The sequence below is a fragment of the Methylopila henanensis genome, from assembly GCF_042681025.1.
GTDB lineage: Bacteria > Pseudomonadota > Alphaproteobacteria > Rhizobiales > Methylopilaceae > Methylopila > Methylopila henanensis.
The window spans coordinates 56,519-80,455 of the sequence record NZ_JBHUER010000006.1; the positions used below are offsets into that span (position 1 = coordinate 56,519).

Here is a 23,937-nt window from a genome sequence, read left to right on the forward strand (position 1 = left end):
GACGGCCTTCATTCGCCGATCGCGACGCCCTCCCGCCTCGGATCGGCGCCGCCTTCGAGCCCGTGAGGCCCGATCGCGATCGCATGGACGCCAGAGGTCAGGTCGTCGGTCTCGATGCCGAAGCCGAGCTGGCGCAGGGGCGACGCCAGCGCCTCGGCCGCGGTCCCCTTCTCCAGCTCGAACGGCCCGTAGCGGTTCAGCATGTTCGGCAGCGCCGCGGCCTGCGCCACGTCCAGCCCCCAGTCGAGATGGGCGACCAGCGTCTTCAGCACGTAGCCAACGATCTGGCTGCCGCCGGGCGAGCCGACCGCGAGCGTCGGGCGGCCGTCGCGGAACACGATCGTCGGCGCCATGGTCGAACGCGGCCGCTTGCCCGGCTCGACGCGGTTCGCCACCGGCCGGCCGTCGCGGTCGGGGATGAAGGAGAAGTCCGTCAGCTCGTTGTTGAGCAGGAAGCCCCGCGCCATCAGGCGCGACCCGAAGCCCGCCTCGATCGTGGTCGTCATCGAGACCACGTTGCCCTGCGCGTCGACGATCGACAGGTGGCTGGTCGCCGGAACGTCGTGCGCCCGGCCGGGCGCGAGGTTGAGCGTGCGCGACCCCTTGGGCCGGCCGGGCTCGGCGGCGTCGAGAGCGCGGCCGCGCTCCAGCAGGCGGGCGCGATCCCGCAGGTAGTCGCGCGCGACCAGTCCGGCGACCGGCTGCGGCGCGAAGGTCGGGTCGGCGACGTAGAGCTCGCGGTCGGCGAAGGCGAGGCGCGAGGCGTCGCCGATCCGCCGCCACGCCTCGGCGCTGTCCGGTCCGAGGCGCGCGAGGTCGGTCGGCTCCAGCATGCCGAGGATCTGCGCGATCGCGATCCCGCCGGACGAGGGCGGGCCCATGCCGCAGACCTCGTAGACGCGGTAGGGCGCGCAGACCGGCTCGCGCTCGATCACGCGGTAGCGCTTCAGGTCCTCGGCCGCGAGCGCGCCGGGCCGGGCGGCGGAGCGCGCCGCGGCGACCACGTCGTCCGCGATCGGCCCGGCGTAGAAGGCGTCCGCGCCGCCGTCGCGCAGCGCCTCGAGCGTGTCGGCGTAGGCCGGATTGCGGAGCAGGTCGCCGGCCGCGACCGGGCGGCCGCCCGGAAGGAAGTAGTCCCGCGTCGCCGGCGACAGCGCGAGCCGCGAAGCGTCGGCCGCGACCTGCGCGGCGAGCCGCGGCGTCACCGCGAAGCCCTCCCGCGCCAGACGGATCGCGGGCGCGAACAGCTCCGCCCATGGCCGCTTCCCGCCTTTGGCATGCAGCGCCTCGAGCAGGCGCGGCGTTCCCGGCGCGCCGACCGAGCGGCCGCCGATCATGGCCTCCAGCCGGCCGAGCGGCTTGCCGTCGTCGTCGAGGAACAGCTCGGGCGTCGCGGCCGCCGGCGCGGTCTCGCGGCCGTCGAGCGTCGTCAGCCGCCGTTCCTCCGCCCGCCACACCAGCGCGAACGCGCCGCCGCCGAGCCCGGAGGACTGCGGCTCGACCAGCCCCAGCACGAGCTGCGCCGCGACCGCCGCGTCGACCGCGTCGCCGCCCGCGCGCAGGATGTCGGCGGCGGCGGCGCTCGCCAGCGGATGCGCCGTCACGGCCATCCAGCGCTCGGCGCGGACCAGCGGCTTCGGAGAGAAGCCGCTCGCGATCTCCGGCGGAGCACGGTCGAATCGCGCGGCCGCCTCCTCCGCCGGCGCCGGGACGGCCAGCGCCAGCAGGACCGAAACGGCGGCGAGGCGGGCGATCGGAACGCGCACGAATCTCCTCAGGACGAAGGCCGTTAACCTGCTCTTAGGGTTAACCATTTATGACCGGGGCATGGGGTCCCGCCGGACCTTGCGACCTTAGGGGTGCCTTCGTCATGACGTCCAGCGCGCGCGCCAAGGCCGGCCGCCTCATCGCCGTGGCGACGCTCGCCGCCGCCCTCGCCGGCTGCATGGCCGATCGCGGCGTCACCGGGTCCATCATGCCGACCAGCGCCTCCCGTTCGGTGGCGACGCCGGAGACGCGCGAGGCGCGGCTGCGGCAGATGTCCGAGAAATACGCCGCCGCTTACCAGCGCAACCCCAACGACGCCGCGACGGCCTTCGCCTACGGAACCACGTTGCGCGCGCTCGGCCAGCGGGCCCAGGCGCTCGCGGTGCTCGAAAGCGCGAGCATCAAGCACCCGCAGCAGAAGCAGATCGTCGGCGCCTATGGGCGCGCGCTGGTCGACGCCGGCCGCTATCAGGACGCGCTGAACGCGCTCGCCAACGCCCACACCCCCGAGCAGCCCGACTGGCGGATCCTGAACGCGCAGGGCGCGGCGCTGGACCAGCTCGGCCGGTCCGCGGAAGCCCGCGCCTATTACGAGTCCGCGCTCAAGATCGCGCCGGGCGAACCTTCGGTGCTGTCCAACCTCGGGCTGTCCTACGCGCTGAACAACGATCTGGCCCGCGCCGAACAGACGCTCGCGATGGCCGCCCAGAGCCCTAAGGCCGGCGAGAGCGTGCGCGCGAACCTCGCGCTCGTGCAGAGCCTCAAGGCCCGCGCAGGCGCAGGCCCTGCGAAGCCGCAGAAGGCCGCCCGGCCCGCGGCCTGACTCTCAGGCGGCCTCCCGGCCCGCCTTCTCCTCAAGCACGGCCTCGAAACCCTCGAACTGGGGATGGCCGGCGTACATCGGCTTGTTCTGGCCGGCGTTGCGATGCGCCGCGCGGAACGCCTCCGACCGCGTCCAGGCCTCGAAGTCCTCGCGCGAGCGCCAGATGGTGTGGGAGGCGTAGAGCACGGTGTCGCCGTCGGCCGCCCCCTTGAGCAGGTGGAACGCAACGAAGCCCGGCACCTCGCCGAGATGGCGGTCGCGCTCGCGCCACACGGTCTCGAACGCCTCGGCCTCGGCGGCGAAGACCTTGAAGCGATTCATGGCGACGAACATGGCGTTCTCCTCGAAGCGTCGGCGGCCCGACCGGCCGGACCGGGCGACAGGTCTCGCAAAATGCGAGCGCGCTCGCAAATTGCGACGCCCGATGCGAAACGCCCACGGCGGAGCGATCGATATCTGGGGCGTCGCCACCGCCCGGACGCTACTGCTAGCGTTAAGGGTGGTTCACCACGACTGGCGCGCCGCTTGCTGCGGACGTCATCGCCGGATCAGGTTTCAGCGTACCGGCATCCGATCGGACGGGAGAGGGGCGTTTTCCAACCCCGAGCGACCCTTCTCCCGCTCCGGTTCGCGTCACGGCTTCGGCCGGCTCCCGAAAATCGCGCTTCCCACCCGCACCAGCGTCGCGCCGAAGGGCACGGCGTCGGTGAAGTCCGCGCTCATGCCCATCGACAGGCCCTTCAGCCCGTTGCGGCGAGCGATCTTGTCGAGCAGCGCGAAGTAGGGCACCGGCGGTTCGTCGAACGGCGGGATGCACATAAGCCCCTCGATCGTCAGGCCGAACTCGTCGCGGCAGCGCGCGAGGAACGCGTCGGTCTCCTCCGGGAGGACGCCGGCCTTCTGCGCCTCGCCGCCGACGTTCACCTCCACATAGAGTCGCGGCGCGCGCCCCTGCGCCGCGATCTCCTTGGCGAGCGCCTGCGCGATCTTCGGCCGGTCGACGGTGTGGATCACGTCGAACAGCGCCACCGCCTCCGCCGCCTTGTTCGACTGCAGCGGCCCGATCAGGTGCAGCTCCACGCCGGGGAAGCGCTCGCGCAGCGCCGGCCACTTGGCCTTGGCCTCCTGCACGCGGTTCTCGCCGAACAGCCGCTGCCCGGCCTCGAGCACCGGCGCAACGTCTTCGGCCGGAAAGGTCTTCGACACCGCGACCAGCCCAACGTCGCCCTCCGGCCGTCCGGCCGCGCGTTCGGCCTTGGCGAGCGCGGCGCGGACCGCGGCCAGTCGTGCGGGGGCGTTCGATGCGTCGGTCATGATCGGGTCCCGTGAGCGTCCAAGGGTGGCCAATAGGACGCGACGCCGACGTTCTCAAGGCCGCGCGGCGCGCTTCGGTTGACCCGGGACGGCCGTTCGGGCGAATGTCCGCGCGACCGTGCGCGCCCCTGCGGCCTGCGCCGTCGCATCGCGTGACCCTACGAGACCTGGCGTACATCCCCATGACCACCGAGCGCTACGACGCGCGAGAGGCCGAGCCCCGCTGGCAGAAGAGCTGGGACGAGCGCAAGCTGTTCCAGACCGACGCCGGGGACCCGCGGCCGAACTACTACGTGCTGGAGATGTTCCCCTATCCGTCGGGGCGCATCCACATGGGGCACGTGCGCAACTACGCGATGGGCGACGTCGTCGCGCGCTACAAGCGCGCCAAGGGCTTCGCGGTCATGCACCCGATGGGCTGGGACGCCTTCGGCCTGCCGGCGGAGAACGCCGCGATCGAGAAGAAGGTCCATCCCAAGGCCTGGACCTACGACAACATCGCGACCATGCGCGACCAGCTGAAGGCGATCGGCCTGTCGCTGGACTGGAGCCGCGAGATCGCGACCTGCGATCCGGACTATTACGCCCAGCAGCAGAAGCTGTTCCTGGACTTCCTGAAGGCCGGCCTCGCCTACCGCCGCAAGTCCAAGGTGAACTGGGACCCGGTCGACAACACCGTGCTCGCCAACGAGCAGGTGATCGACGGCCGCGGCTGGCGCTCGGGCGCGCCGGTGGAGCAGCGCGAGCTGACCCAGTGGTTCCTGAAAATCACCGACTTCTCCGAGGACCTGCTGTCGGCGCTCGACGGGCTGACGCGCTGGCCGGAGAAGGTCCGGACCATGCAGAAGAACTGGATCGGCCGCTCGGAAGGGCTGACGGTGCGGTTCGCCGTGGCGGGCGCGAACGACGCCTCCGAGGTCGAGGTCTACACCACGCGGCCGGACACGCTGTTCGGCGCGAGCTTCGTCGCGCTGTCGGCCGACCATCCGATCGCCCGGGCTCTGGCCGAGAGCAATCCCGCGCTCGCGAGCTTCGTCGAGGAGTGCCGCCGCGCGGGCACCAGCGTCGCCGCGCTCGAGACCGCGGAGAAGAAGGGCTACGACACCGGCCTGCGCGTCGCGCATCCGTTCGACCCGTCCTGGGAGCTGCCGGTCTACGTCGCGAACTTCGTGCTGATGGACTACGGCACGGGCGCCATCTTCGGCTGCCCGGCGCACGACCAGCGCGACCTCGACTTCGCGCGCGCCTACGGCCTGCCGGTGACCCCGGTCGTCGCGCCTGAGGGCGCGGACCCCACCTCGGTCGCGATCGACAACGTCGCCTATGACGGCGACGGCGTGATGATCAATTCGCGCTTCCTCGACGGCCTGAGCCCGGCCGCCGCCTTCCAGGAGGTCGCGCGCCAGCTGGAGGCCGCGGAGCTGAACGGCCGTCCGGTCGCCGCTCGCAAGGTCAACTGGCGTCTGCGCGACTGGGGCATCTCCCGCCAGCGCTACTGGGGCTGCCCGATCCCGGTCATCCATTGCGACGCCTGCGGCGTGGTCCCCGTGCCGGACGACCAGCTGCCGGTGCGCCTGCCCGACGACGTGACCTTCGACCAGCCGGGCAACCCGCTCGACCGGCACGACGCGTGGCGCAACGTGCCCTGCCCGCAGTGCGGCGGTCCGGCGCGGCGCGAAACCGACACGATGGACACCTTCGTGGACTCGTCCTGGTACTACGCCCGCTTCACCGACCCGAAGGCCGCCTCCCCGACCGTGAAGGCGACCGCGGACCGCTGGCTGCCGGTCGACCAGTACATCGGCGGCGTCGAGCACGCGATCCTGCACCTGCTCTATTCGCGCTTCTTCACCCGCGCGATGAAGGCGACCGGCCATGTCGGCCTCGACGAGCCCTTCGCCGGCCTGTTCACGCAGGGCATGGTCGTCCACGAGACCTACAAGGACGCGGACGGCCAATGGGTCGCGCCGGCCGACATCCGGATCTCCGAAGACGGCGGCGCCCGCGCCGCGACGCGCCTTTCGGACGGCTCCGCCGTCGAGATCGGCGCGATCGAAAAGATGTCGAAGTCGAAGAAGAACGTCGTCGACCCCAACGACATTCTCGGATCCTACGGCGCGGACACCGCCCGCTGGTTCATGCTGTCCGACAGCCCGCCCGAGCGCGACGTGATCTGGACCGAGGCCGGCGTCGAGGGCGCGAGCCGCTTCGTGCAGCGCGTGTGGCGTCTCGTGAACGAGGCCGCCGCGCGGGGCGCGCCGTCCGGAGCTGCGGCGCCGGCGAACGTCGGCCCTGCGGCCGAGACGCTGCGGCGCGCGGCGCACGGCGCGCTCGCTCGCGTCGAGGAGGACATTGAGCGCTTGCGGTTCAACCGCTGCGTCGCGGCGGCCTACGAGCTCGCCAACGCGCTGGGACAGGCGCTGCAGGCCGACGCCTCCGACGACATGGCCTTCGCGCTGCGCGAGGCCGCCCAAATCCTCGTGCAGATCGTGGCTCCCTTCATGCCGCATCTGGCCGAGGAGTCGTGGGCGGCGCTCGGACATGCCGTTCTCGTCGCCGAGACGCCGTGGCCGAAGGCTGATCCCGCGCTGCTCGCCTCCGACGTCGTCACCCTGCCCGTGCAGGTCAACGGCAAGAAGCGCGACGAGATCACCGTCGCGCGCGAGGCGGACGCCGCCTCGATCGAAAAGGCCGTGCGCGAGCTCGAAGCCGTCGCAAAGGCCGTCGGCGACAAGCCGATCCGCAAGATCATCGTCGTGCCGCAGAGGATCGTGAATGTCGTCGCCTGACATCGAGTTCCGGCCCGCGCGCCGCACCCTGATCCGTGCCGGCCTCGCCGCCGGCCTGTCGCTCGCCCTCGCCGGCTGCTTCCGGCCGGTCTACGCGCCCGAGTCGCCGTCGGCGACGGGCGACGCGGGGCCGGTCGCAGTCAACCTCAAGCGCGTCGACGTCACGCCGATCGAGGGCCGCGTCGGCCTGAAGATGCGCAACGAGCTGATCTTCCTGCTGCGCGGCGGCGACGCCGCGGGACCGATCGCCTACCGGCTCGACGTCGCGCTGAGCCAGCGCGGCCAGTCGCCGATCGTGGACCCGTTCACCGGCCAGCCCGAGACCCGCACGGTGTCGCTGACCGCGGACTACATCCTGAAGCCCGCCGGACGTCTCGACCCCATCATCAAGGGCCAGGAGTTCGCGACCGCGTCCTACAACTACTCGCTGCAGCGTTTCGCCGACATCCGCGCCCAGCGCGACGCCGAGGACCGGGCGGCGCAGCAGATCGCCGAGAAGATCCGCACCCGGCTGCAGGGGTACTTCGCCACCGGGCGCTGACGCCGCGAACCGCGGGCGGAAGGCCCGCGCGGCGCCTTTTGTTTACCCTGCTGGGCGATCCTCCAGACGCAAGCCGGCCCCCTCTCGGGCCGCCGAAGCTCTGGGAGATCGTCGCGTGGGTGACGGCAAGCTCGCAATCGCGCTGACGCTCGCGGCCGCTCTGGCCGTGGGCGAGGCGGCCGCGCAAGGCGCTCCTTTCGACGACGAGCGTCCCGTGGACGCCATCGGGGAGATGCTGTCGATCCCCGAGACCACCGGCAGCGTCGACGCCGAACCTCACCGCCTGCCGCTCGAGGGCGTGCGTCCCGCGGAGCCCGTTCCGCCGGCGACCGCCCGCAGGCCGGCGCCGAAACCCGCCCGGCCCGCCCCGGTCGCGGAGGCCTATCCCGTCGACCTGCTGATCGCGCTCGCGAACGACGCGGTCTATTCCGACGCGCCCTATCCGAAGGGGCAGCACGCCGACCCCCGCATGATCAAGCTGCAGGTGCTGCTCGACCGCGCCCACGCCTCGCCCGGCGTGATCGACGGCATCAACGGCGGCAACGTGGCCAAGGCGATCGCGGCCTTCGAGATGATGATCGGCCACCCCGTCGACGGCGTCATGGACGCCGAGCTGTGGGCGCGGCTCGAAAGCGTGTCGAGCGAACCTGTGCTGGTCTCCTACGAGCTCACGGAGAAGGACGTCGCGGGTCCGTTCACTCCTGTTTTGCCGGCTGATTATGCCGAGCAGGCCCAGCTGCCGGCCGCAGGCTACCGGGACCCTGTGGAGATGCTGGCTGAGCGCTTCCACATGGACGAAGGATTCCTTCGCCGGCTAAATCCTGATGTCGATTTCACGATGGCGGGCTCGGTCATCACGGTCGCCAATCCCGGCTCGCCCCAAAAGGCCAAGGTCGCGAGCATCGTCGCCGACAAGGGCCGGCGGCAGATCTTCGCCTACGATCTCGCCGGCCGCCTCGTCGCGTCCTACCCCGCCACCATCGGCAGCGCCGATCTGCCGTCGCCGACCGGCGTGCACGCGGTGAAGGCGATCGCGATCAACCCGGAATACTGGTACCGGCCCAAGGTGAACTTCCAGCAGGGCGAGAACACCAAGGCCCTGCGGCTGCCTCCGGGACCGAACGCGCCGGTCGGCTCGGTCTGGATCGGCCTCGACAAGCCGACCTACGGCCTGCACGGCACCCCCGAGCCCTCCAAGATCGACAAGACCAACAGCCATGGCTGCGTGCGCCTGACGAACTGGGACGCGAACGAGCTCGCGCACCTCGTCGCGCCGGGCGTCCCGGTCGATTTCCGCGAGCCGGAGCTGCCGCAGACGGCGGAGACCGAGCCGCTGACCACAGGGATCACGCCCGCGCGCGCCGTGCCGTATTGACCGCGGCTCTTGTCCCGGCCTTGAGCCGGGACAAGAAGGTCGCGTCCGACCCCTTCGGCGTTGACCCCGGGCCCGCCTCCCGCGACAACTCGGCCATGGTCGCGATCAAAACCTCCGGCGTCGACGCCTTCCTCGCCAAGCCTCAGGCGGGCGTCTTCGCCGTCCTGATCTACGGCCCCGATTCCGGGCTGGTGTCCGAGCGATGCGAGCGGCTCGCCGCCCGTGCGCTCGAAGGCTCGGACGACCCGTTCGCGCTGGTGCGCCTCGAGGGCGACGACCTCGCCTCCGATCCCGGACGGCTGGCGGACGAGGCCCGCACCATCGCCCTGTTCGGCGGCAAGCGCGTGATCCGCGTCCGCGTCGGCGGGCGCGCCATGGTCCTGGCCGCCGAGGGCCTGCTGTCGGGACCCGAGCCCGAGTCGCTCGTCATCCTGGAAGCGGGCGACCTCAAGAAGAACAACCCCTTGCGCGCCCTGTGCGAGAAAAGCCCGCGCGCCGCCGCGCTGCCGTGCTTTCCGGACGAAGCCGGCGCGCGCGACCGGCTGATCGACGAGGAGACGCGCGAGGCCGGCCTCTCGATCTCGCCCGACGCACGCGCCCTGCTCGCCGCGCACCTTGGGCCCGACCGGCTCGCCGCGCGCGGCGAGGTGCGCAAGCTTTGCCTCTACGCTATGGACAAGGGCCGCATCGACGCCGACGACGTGGAGGCGGTGGTCGCCGACGCCGGCGACGTCGGCATGGACGTCGCGATCGACGCCGCCTTCGCCGGCCGCGCCGCCGACATGACCGCCGCGCTCAAGACGCTGCGCGCGGGCGGCATGCCCGCATCCGTGGTGGCCGGCGGCGCGCTCCGCCATGCGCTGACGCTGCATCGGCTGCGCGGCGACGTCGACGCCGCCCGCAGCGCGCGGGCGGTGATGGAGGCCAACGGCTTTCTGTTCCACTTCCGCCGCAAGGCCGCGGTGGAGCGGGCGCTGGGCGCCTGGACCAACGAGCGGCTCGGCGAAGCCGTGACGAAGCTCGCCGACGCGGTGGCCGCCGGTCGAAAAGCCGGCGCGATCGGGGAGGCGGTCGCCGAACGCGCGCTGCTCGCGATCGCGATCGAGGCCGGCCGGCTCATGCGCTGAGCCTTTTCGCGCAAGAGTTGCAATCGGCGCGCATTTTCGCGACCTGCAGGGAGAGTCACCGGCGGCGCTTTCGCACATCGCCGGGGCGGATACGACCCGCGGACCGGACAAGCCGCCAGCGGCCTCCTGAAGGCCGCTGCGCCGCATGGGCGTGTTTCCCGGCGTCCGGCGGACGAAAATCAGCCCCTGAGACGCCGCGCCACCAGATCGAGCTGCTCAAGCGAGCGGTAACGCACCGTCACCTCGCCGCCGGCGCCTCGCGCGGTGATCGAGACGTCGAGGCCGAGCGCGTCCGACAGCGCGGCCTCGAGCGCGCGCGTGTCGGCGTCCTTCGCGGGCTTCTGTTTGCGGAGCCCGTCCATCGACTTGATCTCCGGCGCGCGGGCCATGGCCTCGACCTCGCGCACGGACAGGCCCTTCGCCACCGCCTTGTTTGCGGCGGTCTCGGGATCGGGCAGCGCGAGCAGCGCGCGGGCGTGGCCGGCGCTGAGCGCGCCCTTCACAACATAGCTCTTCACCAAGTCCGGCAGCTTCAGCAGGCGCAGCGTGTTGGCGATGTGGCTGCGGCTCTTGCCGATGACGCGCGCCAGGTCCTCCTGCCGGTAGGCGAACTGGCTCATGAGCTGGTCATAGCCCGCGGCCTCGTCGATGGCGTTGAGATCGGCGCGCTGGACGTTCTCGACGATGGCGATCTCGAGCGCCTCGCGTTCTGTCACGTCCAGCACGACGATCGGCGCGTCGTGCACACCGGCCCGCTGCGCCGCGCGCCAGCGCCGTTCGCCGGCGATAATCTCGAACGCCTCGCTCTCGCCCGGCAGCCTTCGGACGAGGATCGGCTGGATCACGCCCTTCTCGCGCACCGAGGCGACGAGATCCTCCAGATGGGCCTCGTCGAAATGGCGGCGGGGATTGGCCTTCGAGGGCCGCAGGTGCGCGATCGGCGCCCGCCGCTGGCCGCGTGAGCGCTCCATCACAGCCGTCTCGTCGCCGACGTCGCCGATCAGGGCGGCCAATCCGCGCCCGAGGCGCGAGCGGCTGGGTTCTTCCGACATGATGCCTCCTGGCGCGCGTCAGGCCGCGCGCAACGTGCGCTCGCGCTGGATCACCTCGGAGGCGAGGCGGAGATAGGCCTGCGAACCGTGGCACTTCAGGTCGTACAGCAGCACCGGCTTTCCGTAGGACGGCGCCTCCGACACCCGCACGTTGCGGGGGATCATGGTCTCATAGACCTTCTCGCCCATGAATTCGCGCACGTCCGCCACGACCTGGCCGGAGAGGTTGTTGCGCGGATCGAACATGGTCAGCACCACGCCATGGATGCTGAGGCCCGGATTGAGCGACACGCGCACCTGCTCCACCGTCTTCAGCAACTGGCTGAGGCCCTCCAGGGCGAAGAACTCGCACTGCAGCGGCACCACGATGGCGTTGGCGGCCGCCATGGCGTTGATCGTCAACAGGTTGAGCGAGGGCGGGCAGTCCACCAGCACATAGGTGTAGCGGCGGTTCTCGACGCCGGCGTCGTGCAGCGCGTGGATCGCGTCGCGCAGGCGGAAGGCGCGGTCCTTCTCCGACGCGATCTCCAGCTCGACGCCGAGCAGGTCCATGGTCGACGGGGCGAGGTGCAGCCGCGGCACCACCGTCTCGTGGATGGTCTCGGCGAGCGTCGCCTCGCCGACCAGCACGTCGTAGGTCGAGAGCCGCCGCGCCCTGCGATCGATGCCGAGGCCGGTGGAGGCGTTGCCCTGCGGGTCGAGATCGACGATCAGCACGCTTTCGCCGATCGCGGCCAGCGCGGTGCCGAGGTTGATCGCCGTCGTGGTCTTGCCGACGCCACCCTTCTGATTGGCGAGGGTCAGAACCCGCGGCGCGCCGGCGGGGAACTTGGTCGACAGCATGGCGGAAGCTCCGGGGCGAACATCCTTGGAACAGGATCACTCGGCTCCCCGACGCTCCGCCAGCCCGTCGACGCGCACGATGCGGGCGTCCGGCTCGGTGAGGCTCGGGTGAAACGATGCGTTAATGTTCCAGGATTTCGCCGCCGCGGTCAATTCGGCCTCGGCCTTCTCGCCCTTTGGAAACAGGCCGACGGCGCCGGTTTTCAACAGCGGCGCCGCCATGGCGATGAGATCGGCGAGCGGCGCCAGCGCCCGCGCGCTGACGACGTCCGCCCGGGGCACGACCGGCCCGAGCACGGCTTCCGCCCGCGCGGCGTGGACCGTAACGGCGACGTCCATGGTGCGCGCCGCCTCGCGCAGGAACGCCGCCTTCTTGAGATTGCTCTCGACCAGATGGACCTGCGTGCGGCCCGCGAGCGCGGCGGCCACGACGAGGCCGGGAAAGCCGCCGCCGGAGCCGAGATCGACCCACATCCGGGCGTCCTGCGGGGCGAGGGGGAGGAGTTGCGCCCCATCGGCGACGTGGCGTGTCCACACCGTGGCAAGCGTGTTGGGGGCGACCAGGTTCATGGTCGCCTGCCACTTGTCGAGGGCGGCGACCAGCGCTTCCCACCGCGTCCATGTTTCACGTGAAACATCGACCAGCCGCTCCGCCGCGGCCCGGTCCGTTCCGCGCGCCGCCGGATCGACCCCCATCAGCCCGCGGCCTTGCCGGCGCCGGCCCTGCGCGCCCGCGCTGCGATCAGCGTCAGCGCCGCCGGCGTCATGCCCTCGATCCGGCCGGCCTGTCCGAGCGTGCGCGGCGCGACCGCCTTGAGCTTGGACTGAAGCTCCGCCGACAGGCCGGGCAGGCCGGCATAGTCGATGTCGGCGGGAATCGCGGCGGCTTCCTCGGAGCGGTAGCGCCGGACGTCGGTCTCCTGCCGGTCCAGATAGACGGCGTAGGACGCCTCGATCTCGAGCTGCGCCAGCGTCGCGGCGTCGATCTCGCGGAACGCCGGCCAGATGCGGACGAGCACGTCCGTCCCCACGTCCGGCAGCGACAGCAGGTCAAAGGCGCTGCGCCGCCGTCCGTCGCGATTGACCGCGACGCCGAAGCTTTCCGCTTCGTTGGGCGTCAGCGACAGCGAGCGGGCGAGCGCCGTCGCGGCGGCCAGCCGGCCGGCCTTGTCCGCGAAGGCGGCGGCGCGCGCGACGCCGACGCAGCCGAGCGCCTCGCCCCGCGCCGTCAGCCGCAGGTCGGCGTTGTCGGCGCGCAGGCTCAGGCGGTACTCCGCCCGCGAGGTGAACATGCGGTAGGGCTCGGTCACGCCGCGGGTGACGAGGTCGTCGACCATGACGCCAAGATAGGCCTCGGCGCGATCGAACACGGCGCCGTGGGAGCCGCCGGCGCGCCGGGCGGCGTTGAGCCCGGCGAGCAACCCTTGCGCCGCCGCCTCCTCATAGCCGGTGGTGCCGTTGATCTGCCCCGCCAGGAACAGCCCCGGAAGCCGCTTGGCCTCCAGCGTCGGCTGCAGCTCGCGCGGATCGACATGGTCGTATTCGATGGCGTAGCCCGGCCGCAGGATCTCGACGCGCTCCAGCCCGGGGATCGACCGCACGAGGCGGAGCTGCACGTCCGCCGGCAGCGAGGTCGAAATCCCGTTCGGGTAGATCGTGGGGTCGTCGAGCCCTTCGGGCTCGAGGAAGATCTGGTGGCTCTCGCGGTCGCCGAAGCGGACCACCTTGTCCTCGATCGACGGGCAGTAGCGCGGCCCGCGGCTCTCGATCCGGCCGGAATACATCGCCGACCGGCCGATGTCGGCTCGGATGATGGCGTGGGTCTCGGCGGTGGTGCGGGTGATGTGGCACACCGTCTGCGGCGTCGTGATCGCCCGCGTCAGCGTCGAGAACGGCTCCGGCGGCTCGTCGCCGGGCTGCTCCTCAAGGCTCCCGAAGTCGATCGTGCGGCCGTCGAGCCGGGGAGGGGTTCCGGTCTTGAGCCGGCCGAGCGCGAAGCCAGCCGCCTCCAGCCGCTTCGACAGGCCGAGCGCCGGCGCCTCGCCCGCGCGGCCGGCCGGCGTCGTCTGGTCGCCGATGTGGATCAGCCCGCGCAGGAAGGTGCCGGTCGTCAGCACCACCGCGCCGGCCGGCATGGAGCGCCCGTCAGCGAGGAGGACGCCTGTGACGCGGCCGTCGGAGACGATCAGGTCGTCGACCTCGGCCTCGACGATGGTCAGGCCCTTGGTCGCCGCCAGCGCTTCCTGCATCGCGGCGGCGTAGAGCTTGCGGTCGGCCTGGGCGCGGGGTCCGCGCACGGCCGGCCCCTTGCGCCGGTTCAGCATGCGGAACTGGATGCCACCGGCGTCGGCCACCCGGCCCATCAAACCGTCGAGCGCGTCGACCTCGCGCACGAGATGGCCCTTGCCGAGCCCGCCGATCGCCGGGTTGCAGGACATGGCGCCGATGGTGTCGGCGCGGTGGGTCACGAGCGCGGTCGCGGCCCCCGTCCGCGCCGCGGCCGCGGCCGCCTCGCAGCCGGCATGGCCGCCGCCCACAACGATGACGTCGAAGGACGTCCGCATCTCATCCGATCCCTGACGCGAAGAGTTGCGCACGCATAGCGCTCCCGTCGCCGGGTCGCAACGCGTCCCCGTGTTTCACGTGAAACATCGGGCGAACCCCTCCGTCATTTGCCGATGCAGAAGCTTGCGAACAGTCGGTCCAGCACGTCCTCGACGCCGACCCGGCCGGCGATGCGCCCAAGGTCCGTCGCGGCCCGGCGCAGCCCCTCCGCGACCAGCTCGTCCGCCAGCGACGGCCAGCTTCCGAGCACCGCGTCCAGTTCATCGAGCGCCGCCTGCAGCGCCTCGCGATGCCGCGCCCGCGTCAATCCCGCATGCTCGGCGCCCCCAAGGGCGTCGCGCGCCGCCTCGGCGATCGCCGCGATCAGTGCGTCGACGCCGGCGCCGCTCGCGGTCGATACGCCGTGATCGGCGTCCGACGGCGCCGCGACCAGATCGATCTTGCTCGCCACGCGCCACAGCCATCCCCCGGTCTCGGGCGCGGGCTCATGCCCGGCCGCGGAGGCGTCCCGAAGCCACAGCACGAGATCGGCCTCCCGAGCCCGGACCAGCGCGCGCCGCACGCCCTCGCGCTCTGCGGCGTCGGCGGCGTCGCGCAGGCCGGCGGTGTCCGCGACCAGCACCGGATAGCCGCCGAGGTCGAGGCGAACCTCGACCACGTCGCGCGTCGTGCCCGGCGCGTCGGTCACGATCGCCACCTCGCGGCGGGCGAGGGCGTTCAGCAGCGACGACTTGCCCGCGTTCGGCGCGCCGACGATCGCGACCCGGAACCCGTCGCGCAGTCGCTCCGCGCGGGTGTCGGCGAGCGCCGCGCGCAACGCCTCCGCCAGCTCAGCGACGGCCCCGAAGGCCTGCTCGCGGGCGGCCGCGGGCACGTCGTCCTCGTCGACGAAATCGATGCCGACCTCGACCAGCGCCATGGCGGCGACCAGCCGCTCGCGCCAGCCGTCCACGACCTCCGACAGCGCACCCTCGCTCTGCCGCGCCGCCTGGCGCCGCTGGGCTTCCGTCTCCGCGTCGATCAGATCCGCGAGGCCTTCCGCCTCCGCGAGGTCGAGCTTGCCGGCGAGGAAGGCGCGGCGGGCGAACTCGCCCGGCTCCGCCGCGCGGAGGCCGGGCAGAACGAGCGCGGCGTCGAGCACGGCCGCGACGACCGCACGCCCGCCATGGACGTGCAGCTCGGCCGCGTCCTCGCCGGTGGCGCTGGCCGGTCCCGGAAACCAAAGCGCCAGTCCGCGGTCGAGCAGTTCGCCCGTGGGCGGGTTCCGGAGCGCGCGGTAGGCCGCGACCCGCGGCGCCGGGCGTCCGCCGACGATCGCGTCGAGCGCCGCGCCAGCCTGCGGACCGGACAGCCGCAGCACCGCGACCGCCGCCTTCCCGGGAGCCGTCGACACCGCGACGATGGTGTCGCGCGCCATGGACGCCGCGACGTCAGAGGTTTCGTCCGCGCGCATCCCGTGCCCCATGACCCATTCGCCTCAGCCCATCCCTAGGCGTTGGGGCGGCGGAGAGGCAATCCGGTGGTTGCGAGGCGGGGGAAAGATGGGCGCCCGACAAAGCTCTACGCCGGGCATGGACGCTCCGGCCAAGCCGGACAGTGACGTCCCTGTTCAGTCACCCAACCAGATCGCGCACCGCGAGGGGCGCGCCGGCGTCAGTCTCGATCGCCATGTCGCGCTCGCCGGCGGCGTTGCGGAACACGCGGTAGACGATGCGCTCGTCGATCTCGTTGCCGTCGCGGAAGGTCAGCACCTTGGGGCTGATGGCGGCGACATCCTCGAACGAGCCCCATTCGGACGAGGCGATGATCACCTCGTCGCCGATCTGGCAGGTGCGCGCCGCGGCGCCGTTGAGGATGCAGCAGCGCGAGCCGGGGTCGCCATAGAGCACGTAGGTCGAGATCCGGGCGCCCGACATCTTGTTCCAGATCTCGACGAACTCCAGCGGCTCGAGCCCGGCGGCGCGGCAGAGTTCCGCGTCGATCGTGATCGAGCCGTGGTAGTTCAGGTCCGCGCCGGTGACGCGGAGCCCGTGCAGCTTGGCGCGGACGAAGCGCTGCATCGTCAGGCCGCGGCGGCCTTGGCGACGGCCTGGAGCGGCTCGGCCTCGATGACCTCCTCGACCGTCCGCAGGCCCGGCCGCGGGGAGTTCACCAGCACCGCCATGTTGCCGGGGGCGTGCTGGTTCTTCCACATCTTGGTGTGGGCCTTCGGGATATCGGCGAAGGTGAACACCTCCGACATGCAGGGGTCGACGCGGCGGTCGAGCACGAACTTGTTCGCGGCCGAGGCCTGCTTCAGATGCGCGAAGTGCGAGCCCTGGATGCGCTTCTGCCGCATCCAGACGTAGCGCGCGTCGAAGGTGATGTTAAAGCCGGAGGTGCCGGCGCAGAACACCACCATCCCGCCGCGCTTCACCACAAGGCAGGAGACCGGGAAGGTCGCCTCGCCCGGATGCTCGAACACTATATCGACGTCGTTGCCCTTGCCGGTGATCTCCCAGATCGCCTTGCCGAAGGCGCGCGCCTCCTTGGTCCAGGCGTGGAACTCCGGCGAGTTCACCTTCGGGAGCTGGCCCCAGCAGTTGAAGTCCTTGCGGTTGATGACGCCCTTGGCGCCGAGGCCCAGCACGTAGTCGCGCTTCGACTCGTCGGAGATGACGCCGATCGCGTTCGCGCCCGAGGCCGCGATCAGCTGCACCGCGAACACGCCGAGGCCGCCGGAGGCGCCCCACACCAGCACGTTGTCGCCCGGCTTCAGACTGTGCGGCGCGTGGCCGAACAGCATGCGGTAGGCGGTGGCGAGGGTCAGCGTGTAGCAGGCGGCCTCTTCCCAGGTGAGGTGCTTCGGCCGCGGCATGAGCTGGCGCGACTGCACCCGGCAGAACTGGGCGAAGGAGCCGTCAGGCGTCTCGTAGCCCCAGATGCGCTGCGAGGGCGAGAACATCGGGTCGCCGCCATTGCATTCCTCGTCGTCGCCGTCGTCCTGGTTGCAGTGGATGATGACCTCGTCGCCCACCTTCCAGCGCTTCACCTTGGAGCCGACCGCCCAGACGATGCCGGAGGCGTCGGAACCGCCGATGTGGATCGGAAGCTTGTGCACGTCGAGCGGGGAGACCGGCTCGCCGAGCGACGCCCAGACGTGGTTGTAGTTGACGCCGGCCGCCATGACGTAGACCAGCACCTCCTCCTCGCCGATCTCCCAGACGGGCACGACCTCGAGCTCGTTGGCGCTTTCGGGCGGGCCATGGCGCTCCTTGCGCACGACCCAGGCGTACATGTTCGCCGGCACGTGGCCGAGGGGCGGGACTTCGCCCAGCTCGTAAAGGTCTTTGCGCTCGGAGGAAGAGGCCATGTTCTCGTCTCTCGCAATCAAGAGAAAACCGTTCGATCCGCCGGGCAATATGACGCCGGCTCGAAAGGACGCAATGCGACGATGGCCTCATGTTGCGGCGCCAGATAGTCTAACGCGCGCGCCGCGCTAGTTTCGGCGCAGTGCGGGAACAAGCCCCGCGGAACGGCTCGGGAGCGCGCCATGGAAGTCTTCGCCGGATACGGAATCCTCGCCATCCTGCTGATCGGCGGCGTCGCCGGATGGCTCGCGGGCCTCGTGGTGCGCGGCTACGGCCTCGGAATCATCGGCAACGTGATCGTCGGCATCCTTGGCGCGGTGATCGGCGCCTGGCTGCTGGCGAAGCTCGGGATTTTCGTCGGTCCGGGCGTGCTCGGCCAGATCATCGGCGCCACGATCGGCGCGATCGTTCTTCTGCTGATCATCGGGCTGTTCCGGCGCGTCTGACCGAAAGTCTGCTCGACGATCTGCCCATTGCGGCGCAGCATCGCTGGGCTAAAGACTGTCGCGGGCGGAGCGACCGCCTGCGACGAGGCAAGGCGAGCGCGGATTTATGGCGGACAAACCCTGGCTGATCCGGACCTATGCGGGCCATTCCACCCCCGCGGAGTCCAACCGACTGTACAAGTCGAACCTCGCCAAGGGACAGACCGGCCTCTCGGTCGCCTTCGACCTGCCGACCCAGACCGGCTACGACCCGGACCACATCCTCTCGCGCGGCGAGGTCGGCAAGGTCGGCGTGCCGGTCTCCCATCTCGGCGACATGCGGGCGCTGTTCGACGGCATCCCGCTCGCCCAGATGAACACCTCGATGACGATCAACGCGACGGCGGCCTGGCTGCTGTCGCTCTACGCGGCGCTGGCCGAGGAGCAGGGCGCCGACAAGGCCGCGCTGAACGGCACGACGCAGAACGACATCATCAAGGAATATCTGTCGCGCGGCACCTATGTGTTCCCGCCCGCGCCGTCGCTCCGGCTGATCCGCGACGTCATCACCTTCACCACGAAGGAGATGCCGAAGTGGAACCCGATGAACGTGTGTTCCTACCACCTGCAGGAGGCCGGCGCGACGCCGGTGCAGGAGCTCGCCTATGCGCTCGCGACCGGCATCGCGGTGCTCGACGAGGTCAAGGCGACCAACCCGAGCGAGGAGGTGTTCGCCCAGACGGTGCAGCGCATCTCGTTCTTCGTGAACGCCGGGATGAAGTTCATCACCGAGATCGCGAAGATGCGCGCCTTCGTCGATCTCTGGGACGAGATCACGCGCGACCGCTACGGCGTCAAGGACGCCAAGAGCCGCCGCTTCCGCTACGGCGTGCAGGTCAATTCGCTCGGCCTGACCGAGCCGCAGCCCGAGAACAACGTCTACCGCATCCTGATCCAAACGCTCGCCGTCACGCTGTCGAAGGACGCCCGCGCCCGCGCGGTGCAGCTCCCCGCCTGGAACGAGGCGCTCGGCCTGCCGCGGCCGTGGGACCAGCAATGGTCGCTGCGCGCCCAGCAAATCCTGGCCTATGAGACCGACATCCTCGAATACGCCGACATCTTCAACGGCTCCGAGGTCATGAACGCCAAGGTCGAGGAGCTGAAGCAGGAGGCGCGCGCCGAGCTCGCCCGCATCGACGAGATGGGCGGCGCCATCGCCGCGGTGCAGTCTGGCTACATGAAGGGCCGGCTGGTGGAGTCGAACGCCAAGCGGCTCGCGGCGATCGAGAGCGGCGAGCAGATCGTCGTCGGCGTCAACCGCTGGAAGGAGACCGAGCCCTCGCCGCTGTCGACCGGATCGGGCGCGATCCAGACCGTGCCGGAAAGCGTCGGCCAGGAGGCGATCGAGCGGCTGAACGCCTGGCGCGCGCAGCGCGACGGCAAAGCGGTGGAGAAGGCGCTGGCCGACCTCGCCGCCGCCGCGAGGGAAGACCGCAACATCATGGAGCCGTCGATCGCCGCGGCGAAGGCCGGCGTCACCACCGGCGAATGGGGCCAGACCCTGCGCGACATCTTCGGCGAGTTCCGCGCGCCGACCGGCGTCGGCCGCGCCGTCCGGCCGGACGCCGGCGGCGAGGAGATCGAGCGCGTGCGCAAGGAGGTCGAGGCCGCCTCGGCCCGCCTCGGGCGCCGCCTGAAACTGCTGGTCGGCAAGCCCGGCCTCGACGGCCATTCCAACGGCGCCGAGCAGATCGCGGTGCGCGCGCGCGACTGCGGCTTCGAGGTCGTCTACGAGGGCATCCGCCTCACGCCCGCCGAGATCGTCAACGCCGCGCTGGAAGAGGGCGTCCACGTCGTCGGCCTGTCGATCTTGTCCGGCAGCCACGTGCCGCTGGTCCGCGACGTGCTGGAGCGCATGCGCGCGGAAGGCATCGACGACGTGCCCGTGATCGTCGGCGGCATCATCCCGCCGGAGGACGAGACGCAGCTCAAGGCGATGGGGGTCGCGGCGGTCTACACGCCGAAGAACTTCGACCTCACCCGGATCATGGCCGACATCGTCCGCATCGCCGAGACCGCGCACAAGGAAGCGGCGTAAGCGGCCGGGTCGCCTTCACCCTCAGCGCCGTCTTTGTCCCGGCCTTGAGCCGGGACCCAGAATCCCGACGTTCGGCGCCCGCCCGCGCGCGAGCCGCGCATACTCCCAGCAGAGGTTGCCGTGTCTGGGTCCCGGCTCAAGGCCGGGACAAGAACGGGCGCTGCCTCAACTCACTCCGGTAACGGCCGCGGCCGGCGGTCGTCGTCGATGGCGACGAAGGTGAAGGTGGCCTCGGTCACCCGCTGCAGGTCGTCGCCCTCGCGCGGGCGACGCCACGCCTCGATGTGGATGCGGATCGAGGTGCGCCCGCGTTTCACCACCGTCCCGTAGAAGCTGACCTCGTCGCCCACCAGCACCGGGCTCAAAAACGTCATCTGGTCGACCGCGACGGTGGCGCAGCGGCCGCGGGCGACGCGGGCGGCGACGTTGCCCGCGGCGAGGTCCATCTGCGCCATCAGCCAGCCGCCGAAGATGTCGCCCGCAGGGTTGGTGTCCGCGGGCATCGCGATCGTGCGGATGACCGGCGCGCCGGCAGGAGGCTGTTCCGCGCTCACGACACTCTCGCCCCAGCTTCAACTTTAGTAGAATTCCGATGTATCAGCAGCGGCCCCGCCGCGCGACCAAATTCAGCGCCGGGGGCCGGCTTTCCGGATGCGCACATAGAGCGCGCCGACGCCGCCATGGACCGCGTCCGCCGTCTCGAAGCCGACCACGACGGAACGCGCCGCCGGCGACGACAGCCACATCGGCACCGAACGGCGCAGGACTCCGCGCTCCGGACCGAACCAGTCGCCGCCGTCGTCCGGCCGCCCCTTGCCCGTGATCACCAGCACGACGCGGCATCCGCCGGCCTGCGCGCTGACCAGGAACGCCGCCAGCCGGCGATGCGCCTCGTCCTGCCTCAGCCCGTGGAGATCGATGCGCGCGTCGATGGCGACGACCCCGCGGGTCAGGCGGCGGCGCAGCTTCGGCTCGAGCGGCGCGAGCGGCGGGGGCGCGGGAGTCCTGGGCGCGGCGACGCCCCGAGGAGCCGCCGCGGCGGGGACCGGCTTGGGCTTCGCCGCGGGTTCGGGGGCGGTCTCGGCCGGCGGCGCGGGCTCCGGCTCCGGCGGCCGTGGCGCGAGAGGACGAACGGTCTTCGCGACCGCGTCCCACAACGCCCGCTCGCCCTCGCTCAGGCGGCGGGTGCGTCGGGAGCCGCGGCCGGTCACTGGTCCCGTCCGGAGTCGCGCGGAAGCAGCGCGAAGAAGCCCGTCTGTTCGCGCATGCCGCCGGCGACCGCCCCGGCGTCATCTCCTGAGCCGGCGAAATAATCGCCGCGCGCCTGTCCCAGAATCGCCGATCCCGTGTCCTGCGCGATCGTCAGGCGCCGGATCGGCCCGCCGCCCACCGTCGAGGGGAACCGGCCCTCGATCCAGAACGGCAGGCCATAGGCCCAGAGCTGCCGGTCGACCGCGATGCTGCGGCCGGCGGTCAGCGGCGCGGCCTGGGCCCCGCGGGGGCCGTCCTCCGGCCGCAGCGCGTCGTCGACGCGGAAGAAGATGTAGGAGCGGTTCTCGCGCATGACCGCGCGGCCCTCCGCCGGGCGCGCGGCGAGCCAGGCGCGCAGCGCCTGCATCGAGGCGACGTCCTTCGCCATCTCGCCACGCTGCACCAGCAGCCGACCGATCGGCGTGAACGGCTGGCCGTTGCGCCCGGCATAGGCGATGCGGACGATCTTTCCGTCGGGCAGCCTCACCCGCGTCGAGCCCTGGATGTGCACGAAGAAGGCGTCGACGCGCGACAGCCAGACGAGCGGCCGGGCGCGGGGCCCAAGCGCCCCGTCCTCGATCTCCGCGCGGGTCGGATAGGGCTCGAACCGCCCGCCAGTCTGACGCGCCGCGGTGAGGTTGTCGGGCACGCCCTCGGGCCGCGCCGCGCCATCGGCGAGGTCCACGAGATCGTCGGGGCGGGCGAGCAGCGGCGTGTCGAAGGTCTCGGTGCGGGTGAGCGAGCCCGCCGCTTCCGGCTCGTAGTAGCCGGTCAGGATCCCGCGCCCGGCGCGCACCGGCCGGAACCGCGTTTCGAAGAAGCGCCGCGCGTCCTCCGCCGTCGCCGGCGCGTCCTGGCCGAGCGCGTCGCGGCAGATCGGCTCGAGCGCGGGCGGCGGCGGCAGCGCGGCCCGCAGCGGCGGAACCCGGTCGACGAGGGCGCGGCAGGATTTCTGGAACGCGCCGAAGGCCGCGAGGTGATCGTCCGCGGCCCAGCCGTCGAGCTCGGAATAGGCGACCGGCTCGAGCCCGTCGCCGATCTCCGCCCGCGTCGAGCTCGCGAACGACAGCCCGGCGAGGCCGGCCGCGACGGCGACGATCGCCGCCCTGGCGCGCGGAGCCATACCCCGCCTCGAGGCCGCGATCAGACCGCTTCGGTCGAGATCAGGCGCCAGTTCGGATCGCGGGAGTTGAGCTCGCGCGCGAAGGTCCAGACGTCGACGATGTCGACGATCGCGGTCGGATCGCCGTCGATCACCGTTCCGTCGCGGTCGCGGGTGGCGTTGATCAGCTTCGACACGAAACGCACGGTGAGCTGGGCGCTGCGGCCCACGACCTCGGCGCCGGTGAACTCGGCCTTCTCGATCGAGACGAAGCTCGACTCGACCGTCTCGCTACGGCTCTCGCGGTCGGCGATCGCGGCGCTGAAATTGTCGAAGACGTCCTTGGCGAGCAGCGGCTTCAGCGTCTTGCGGTCGCCGGCGGCGAAGGCGGAGACGATCATCTCGTAGGCGGCGCGGGCGCCGGTCAGGAACTGGCGGGCGTCAAAGCCGCGCTCGGCCGCGGCGATCTCGTCGAGGCCGCGGGCGACCGGGCTGTCCGGCGACGCGACGCCGGCCCAGCGGTCGGCCGCCGGCTCGGCGGACGCCTCCGCGTCCCGGGCGGGATCGGACGGACGCTGCGGCAGATGCGTCACGTTGTCGGCGGGAGCGTCCGGCGCCGGCTGCGGCGAGCGCGGCGCGATATCGGGACGCCGTTCGTTGCCCGTGCGCGTGCCGAGGACCGAGCGCAGGCGGACGAAGATGAACACGGCCAACACCAGAATGATGATCGTGTAGATGTCGAAGCCTTCGCTGCTCATCGGGTCTCGCGCTCGTGTGACCTTGGCCGGCGGAGCCGCCGGCGCTTTCTATATGTGACGTCCGGCCGTTTCGATCCAGTCGCGCGGGGCGAATGCGACGACGTGACGGAGACGTGAGCCCGCAGGCCACGGAATCGTGCGGACGGCGGGAACCTTGGCGACCGGCCGAGGCGTTCCCACATGACGGATCGCGGCCCTTCCGCACAAGGACCCTCACGGACACGTCATGCCTCGACTTCTCGGACTTCTTCTCGCGCTTCCGGTGCTGGAGATCGTCGCCTTCGCGCTCGTCGCGTCGATGATCGGCGTCGGCAAGGCCATCCTGCTGCAGGTGGCGTTCTCCGCCATCGGCATCGCGATGCTCGGTTCGCTGATCACGGAAGCCCGCACCGAGCTGAGGCGCGGCGGGCGTCTGACGACGCTGGCGCTCGACGGATCGAGGGGCATGCGGGGCCTCGCCGGCCTGCTGTTCGCCGTTCCGGGCTTCATCACCGACGCGATCGGCGTGCTGGCGCTCGTGCCCGAGTTCCGCGGACGCATCCGGCGGCTGTTCGCCGGCGCGCCTGTCCCGGCCGACCCGCGCCCCCGCGCGGCGGCCCGTCCCACCGGCGACGCCATGGTCGACCTCGACGCGCGCGAATGGCGCGAGGTCGAGCCGGCGCGACGCCCCGGCGCCTGAGGTCTTCCTACGACGGAAGACGGAGCTGGACGTCCGGCTCCGTAGGGTTCCGCGCGCTTGCCGCCCCTCGCGCCGCCA

General features: G+C 71.5%; 21 protein-coding genes and 1 pseudogene. 8 read left to right on the forward strand and 14 right to left on the reverse strand.

Annotation, left to right across the window (positions count from 1 at the left end):
- Positions 1-8: 8 nt before the first annotated feature.
- Positions 9-1,814 carry a gamma-glutamyltransferase gene (gene ggt, locus ACFSCV_RS09350; protein WP_378799213.1) on the reverse strand — a complete coding sequence of 602 codons (1,806 nt, stop codon included), beginning with the start codon at positions 1,812-1,814 and terminating at the stop codon, positions 9-11.
- Positions 1,815-1,870: 56 nt separating this feature from the next.
- Here ggt and ACFSCV_RS09355 point away from each other — a divergent pair, with 56 nt between their 5' ends.
- Positions 1,871-2,590 carry a tetratricopeptide repeat protein gene (locus ACFSCV_RS09355; RefSeq protein ID WP_378799215.1) on the forward strand — a complete coding sequence of 240 codons (720 nt, stop codon included), beginning with the start codon at positions 1,871-1,873 and terminating at the stop codon, positions 2,588-2,590.
- A gap of 3 nt (positions 2,591-2,593) precedes the next feature.
- On the opposite strand, the gene hmuQ is transcribed toward ACFSCV_RS09355, so the two are convergent.
- Together hmuQ and ACFSCV_RS09365 are read right to left on the reverse strand one after the other, a co-directional pair.
- Positions 2,594-2,923: an antibiotic biosynthesis monooxygenase family protein gene (gene hmuQ / locus ACFSCV_RS09360; protein WP_271202070.1), complete on the reverse strand. Its 330-nt coding sequence runs from the start codon at positions 2,921-2,923 to the stop codon at positions 2,594-2,596.
- Positions 2,924-3,223: 300 nt separating this feature from the next.
- On the reverse strand, positions 3,224-3,904 hold the full coding sequence (locus tag ACFSCV_RS09365) for a YggS family pyridoxal phosphate-dependent enzyme (RefSeq protein WP_378799218.1): 681 nt from the start codon (positions 3,902-3,904) through the stop codon (positions 3,224-3,226).
- A gap of 182 nt (positions 3,905-4,086) precedes the next feature.
- Between ACFSCV_RS09365 and leuS the strand changes: the two genes are divergently transcribed.
- The 4 genes and pseudogenes from leuS (at position 4,087) to holA (ending at position 9,736) form a co-directional block, all read left to right on the forward strand.
- Entirely contained in the window at positions 4,087-6,693 is a 2,607-nt protein-coding gene (gene leuS, locus ACFSCV_RS09370) for a leucine--tRNA ligase (RefSeq protein WP_378799220.1), read from the forward strand.
- Positions 6,680-7,234 (forward strand): LPS assembly lipoprotein LptE, encoded by a 555-nt coding sequence (gene lptE, locus ACFSCV_RS09375; RefSeq protein WP_378799222.1) that lies wholly within the window; start codon positions 6,680-6,682, stop codon positions 7,232-7,234. Before leuS ends, lptE begins: the two co-directional genes overlap by 14 nt.
- 115 nt (positions 7,235-7,349) lie before the next feature.
- Positions 7,350-8,534 (forward strand): annotated as a pseudogene (locus ACFSCV_RS09380) (L,D-transpeptidase family protein); the annotation flags it as partial.
- A 170-nt stretch (positions 8,535-8,704) separates the two neighbouring features.
- On the forward strand, positions 8,705-9,736 hold the full coding sequence (holA, locus tag ACFSCV_RS09385) for a DNA polymerase III subunit delta (protein WP_378799226.1): 1,032 nt from the start codon (positions 8,705-8,707) through the stop codon (positions 9,734-9,736).
- Between the two features lie 179 nt (positions 9,737-9,915).
- Here holA and ACFSCV_RS09390 read toward each other — a convergent pair whose 3' ends face one another.
- The 7 genes from ACFSCV_RS09390 to ccrA all read right to left on the reverse strand — a co-directional run bounded on the left by ACFSCV_RS09390 (position 9,916) and on the right by ccrA (position 17,548).
- On the reverse strand, positions 9,916-10,788 hold the full coding sequence (locus ACFSCV_RS09390) for a ParB/RepB/Spo0J family partition protein (protein WP_271202064.1): 873 nt from the start codon (positions 10,786-10,788) through the stop codon (positions 9,916-9,918).
- Between the two features lie 18 nt (positions 10,789-10,806).
- Positions 10,807-11,631: a ParA family protein gene (locus tag ACFSCV_RS09395; protein WP_378799228.1), complete on the reverse strand. Its 825-nt coding sequence runs from the start codon at positions 11,629-11,631 to the stop codon at positions 10,807-10,809.
- Positions 11,632-11,667: 36 nt separating this feature from the next.
- Positions 11,668-12,327, reverse strand: coding sequence for a 16S rRNA (guanine(527)-N(7))-methyltransferase RsmG (gene rsmG, locus ACFSCV_RS09400; protein WP_378799230.1), 660 nt, complete (start codon positions 12,325-12,327; stop codon positions 11,668-11,670).
- Positions 12,327-14,195: a tRNA uridine-5-carboxymethylaminomethyl(34) synthesis enzyme MnmG gene (gene mnmG, locus ACFSCV_RS09405; RefSeq protein ID WP_378799232.1), complete on the reverse strand. Its 1,869-nt coding sequence runs from the start codon at positions 14,193-14,195 to the stop codon at positions 12,327-12,329. The genes rsmG and mnmG overlap by 1 nt, the downstream gene beginning before the upstream one ends.
- Before the next feature lie 104 nt (positions 14,196-14,299).
- Positions 14,300-15,613 carry a tRNA uridine-5-carboxymethylaminomethyl(34) synthesis GTPase MnmE gene (gene mnmE, locus ACFSCV_RS09410; RefSeq protein WP_378799234.1) on the reverse strand — a complete coding sequence of 438 codons (1,314 nt, stop codon included), beginning with the start codon at positions 15,611-15,613 and terminating at the stop codon, positions 14,300-14,302.
- A gap of 196 nt (positions 15,614-15,809) precedes the next feature.
- The gene (gene panD, locus ACFSCV_RS09415) at positions 15,810-16,256 is read right to left on the reverse strand and encodes an aspartate 1-decarboxylase (RefSeq protein WP_378799236.1); all 447 of its coding nucleotides are present in this window, start codon (positions 16,254-16,256) and stop codon (positions 15,810-15,812) included.
- Positions 16,257-16,258: 2 nt separating this feature from the next.
- On the reverse strand, positions 16,259-17,548 hold the full coding sequence (gene ccrA / locus ACFSCV_RS09420; RefSeq protein WP_378799238.1) for a crotonyl-CoA carboxylase/reductase: 1,290 nt from the start codon (positions 17,546-17,548) through the stop codon (positions 16,259-16,261).
- Positions 17,549-17,728: 180 nt separating this feature from the next.
- Here ccrA and ACFSCV_RS09425 point away from each other — a divergent pair, with 180 nt between their 5' ends.
- Positions 17,729-17,992 carry a GlsB/YeaQ/YmgE family stress response membrane protein gene (locus ACFSCV_RS09425; RefSeq protein ID WP_378799240.1) on the forward strand — a complete coding sequence of 88 codons (264 nt, stop codon included), beginning with the start codon at positions 17,729-17,731 and terminating at the stop codon, positions 17,990-17,992.
- A 55-nt stretch (positions 17,993-18,047) separates the two neighbouring features.
- The gene (locus ACFSCV_RS09430) at positions 18,048-20,069 is read left to right on the forward strand and encodes a methylmalonyl-CoA mutase family protein (RefSeq protein ID WP_378799323.1); all 2,022 of its coding nucleotides are present in this window, start codon (positions 18,048-18,050) and stop codon (positions 20,067-20,069) included.
- Positions 20,070-20,239: 170 nt separating this feature from the next.
- Here the strand turns inward: ACFSCV_RS09430 and ACFSCV_RS09435 are convergent, their stop codons facing one another.
- The 4 genes from ACFSCV_RS09435 to ACFSCV_RS09450 form a co-directional block, all read right to left on the reverse strand.
- Positions 20,240-20,572, reverse strand: a complete 333-nt coding sequence (locus ACFSCV_RS09435) for an acyl-CoA thioesterase (RefSeq protein ID WP_378799325.1) — start codon at positions 20,570-20,572, stop codon at positions 20,240-20,242.
- Between the two features lie 123 nt (positions 20,573-20,695).
- On the reverse strand, positions 20,696-21,280 hold the full coding sequence (locus ACFSCV_RS09440; protein ID WP_378799242.1) for a Smr/MutS family protein: 585 nt from the start codon (positions 21,278-21,280) through the stop codon (positions 20,696-20,698).
- Complete coding sequence (gene mltA / locus ACFSCV_RS09445) at positions 21,277-22,443, reverse strand: murein transglycosylase A (protein WP_378799244.1); 1,167 nt, start codon at positions 22,441-22,443, stop codon at positions 21,277-21,279. The genes ACFSCV_RS09440 and mltA overlap by 4 nt, the downstream gene beginning before the upstream one ends.
- A 20-nt stretch (positions 22,444-22,463) precedes the next feature.
- Positions 22,464-23,180 (reverse strand): Tim44/TimA family putative adaptor protein, encoded by a 717-nt coding sequence (locus ACFSCV_RS09450; RefSeq protein ID WP_378799246.1) that lies wholly within the window; start codon positions 23,178-23,180, stop codon positions 22,464-22,466.
- Between the two features lie 226 nt (positions 23,181-23,406).
- Here ACFSCV_RS09450 and ACFSCV_RS09455 point away from each other — a divergent pair, with 226 nt between their 5' ends.
- Positions 23,407-23,859, forward strand: coding sequence for an FxsA family protein (locus ACFSCV_RS09455; protein WP_378799247.1), 453 nt, complete (start codon positions 23,407-23,409; stop codon positions 23,857-23,859).
- The last annotated feature ends 78 nt before the right edge of the window (positions 23,860-23,937 follow it).

Excerpts from the sequence above, each read along its gene's own strand:
- ACFSCV_RS09365 (WP_378799218.1), bottom strand. The coding sequence starts at position 3,904 with ATGACCGACGCATCGAACGCCCCCGCACGACTGGCCGCGGTCCGCGCC.
- ACFSCV_RS09435 (WP_378799325.1), bottom strand. The coding sequence starts at position 20,572 with ATGCCCGCGGACACCAACCCTGCGGGCGACATCTTCGGCGGCTGGCTG.
- ACFSCV_RS09355 (WP_378799215.1), top strand. The coding sequence starts at position 1,871 with ATGACGTCCAGCGCGCGCGCCAAGGCCGGCCGCCTCATCGCCGTGGCG.
- ACFSCV_RS09450 (WP_378799246.1), bottom strand. The coding sequence starts at position 23,180 with ATGAGCAGCGAAGGCTTCGACATCTACACGATCATCATTCTGGTGTTG.
- ccrA (WP_378799238.1), bottom strand. The coding sequence starts at position 17,548 with ATGGCCTCTTCCTCCGAGCGCAAAGACCTTTACGAGCTGGGCGAAGTC.
- panD (WP_378799236.1), bottom strand. The coding sequence starts at position 16,256 with ATGCAGCGCTTCGTCCGCGCCAAGCTGCACGGGCTCCGCGTCACCGGC.
- lptE (WP_378799222.1), top strand. The coding sequence starts at position 6,680 with ATGTCGTCGCCTGACATCGAGTTCCGGCCCGCGCGCCGCACCCTGATC.
- ACFSCV_RS09395 (WP_378799228.1), bottom strand. The coding sequence starts at position 11,631 with ATGCTGTCGACCAAGTTCCCCGCCGGCGCGCCGCGGGTTCTGACCCTC.
- ACFSCV_RS09425 (WP_378799240.1), top strand. The coding sequence starts at position 17,729 with ATGGAAGTCTTCGCCGGATACGGAATCCTCGCCATCCTGCTGATCGGC.
- ACFSCV_RS09390 (WP_271202064.1), bottom strand. The coding sequence starts at position 10,788 with ATGTCGGAAGAACCCAGCCGCTCGCGCCTCGGGCGCGGATTGGCCGCC.
- hmuQ (WP_271202070.1), bottom strand. The coding sequence starts at position 2,923 with ATGTTCGTCGCCATGAATCGCTTCAAGGTCTTCGCCGCCGAGGCCGAG.
- ggt (WP_378799213.1), bottom strand. The coding sequence starts at position 1,814 with ATGGTTAACCCTAAGAGCAGGTTAACGGCCTTCGTCCTGAGGAGATTC.
- mltA (WP_378799244.1), bottom strand. The coding sequence starts at position 22,443 with ATGGCTCCGCGCGCCAGGGCGGCGATCGTCGCCGTCGCGGCCGGCCTC.
- mnmE (WP_378799234.1), bottom strand. The coding sequence starts at position 15,613 with ATGGCGCGCGACACCATCGTCGCGGTGTCGACGGCTCCCGGGAAGGCG.
- rsmG (WP_378799230.1), bottom strand. The coding sequence starts at position 12,327 with ATGGGGGTCGATCCGGCGGCGCGCGGAACGGACCGGGCCGCGGCGGAG.
- leuS (WP_378799220.1), top strand. The coding sequence starts at position 4,087 with ATGACCACCGAGCGCTACGACGCGCGAGAGGCCGAGCCCCGCTGGCAG.
- ACFSCV_RS09455 (WP_378799247.1), top strand. The coding sequence starts at position 23,407 with ATGCCTCGACTTCTCGGACTTCTTCTCGCGCTTCCGGTGCTGGAGATC.
- mnmG (WP_378799232.1), bottom strand. The coding sequence starts at position 14,195 with ATGCGGACGTCCTTCGACGTCATCGTTGTGGGCGGCGGCCATGCCGGC.
- holA (WP_378799226.1), top strand. The coding sequence starts at position 8,705 with ATGGTCGCGATCAAAACCTCCGGCGTCGACGCCTTCCTCGCCAAGCCT.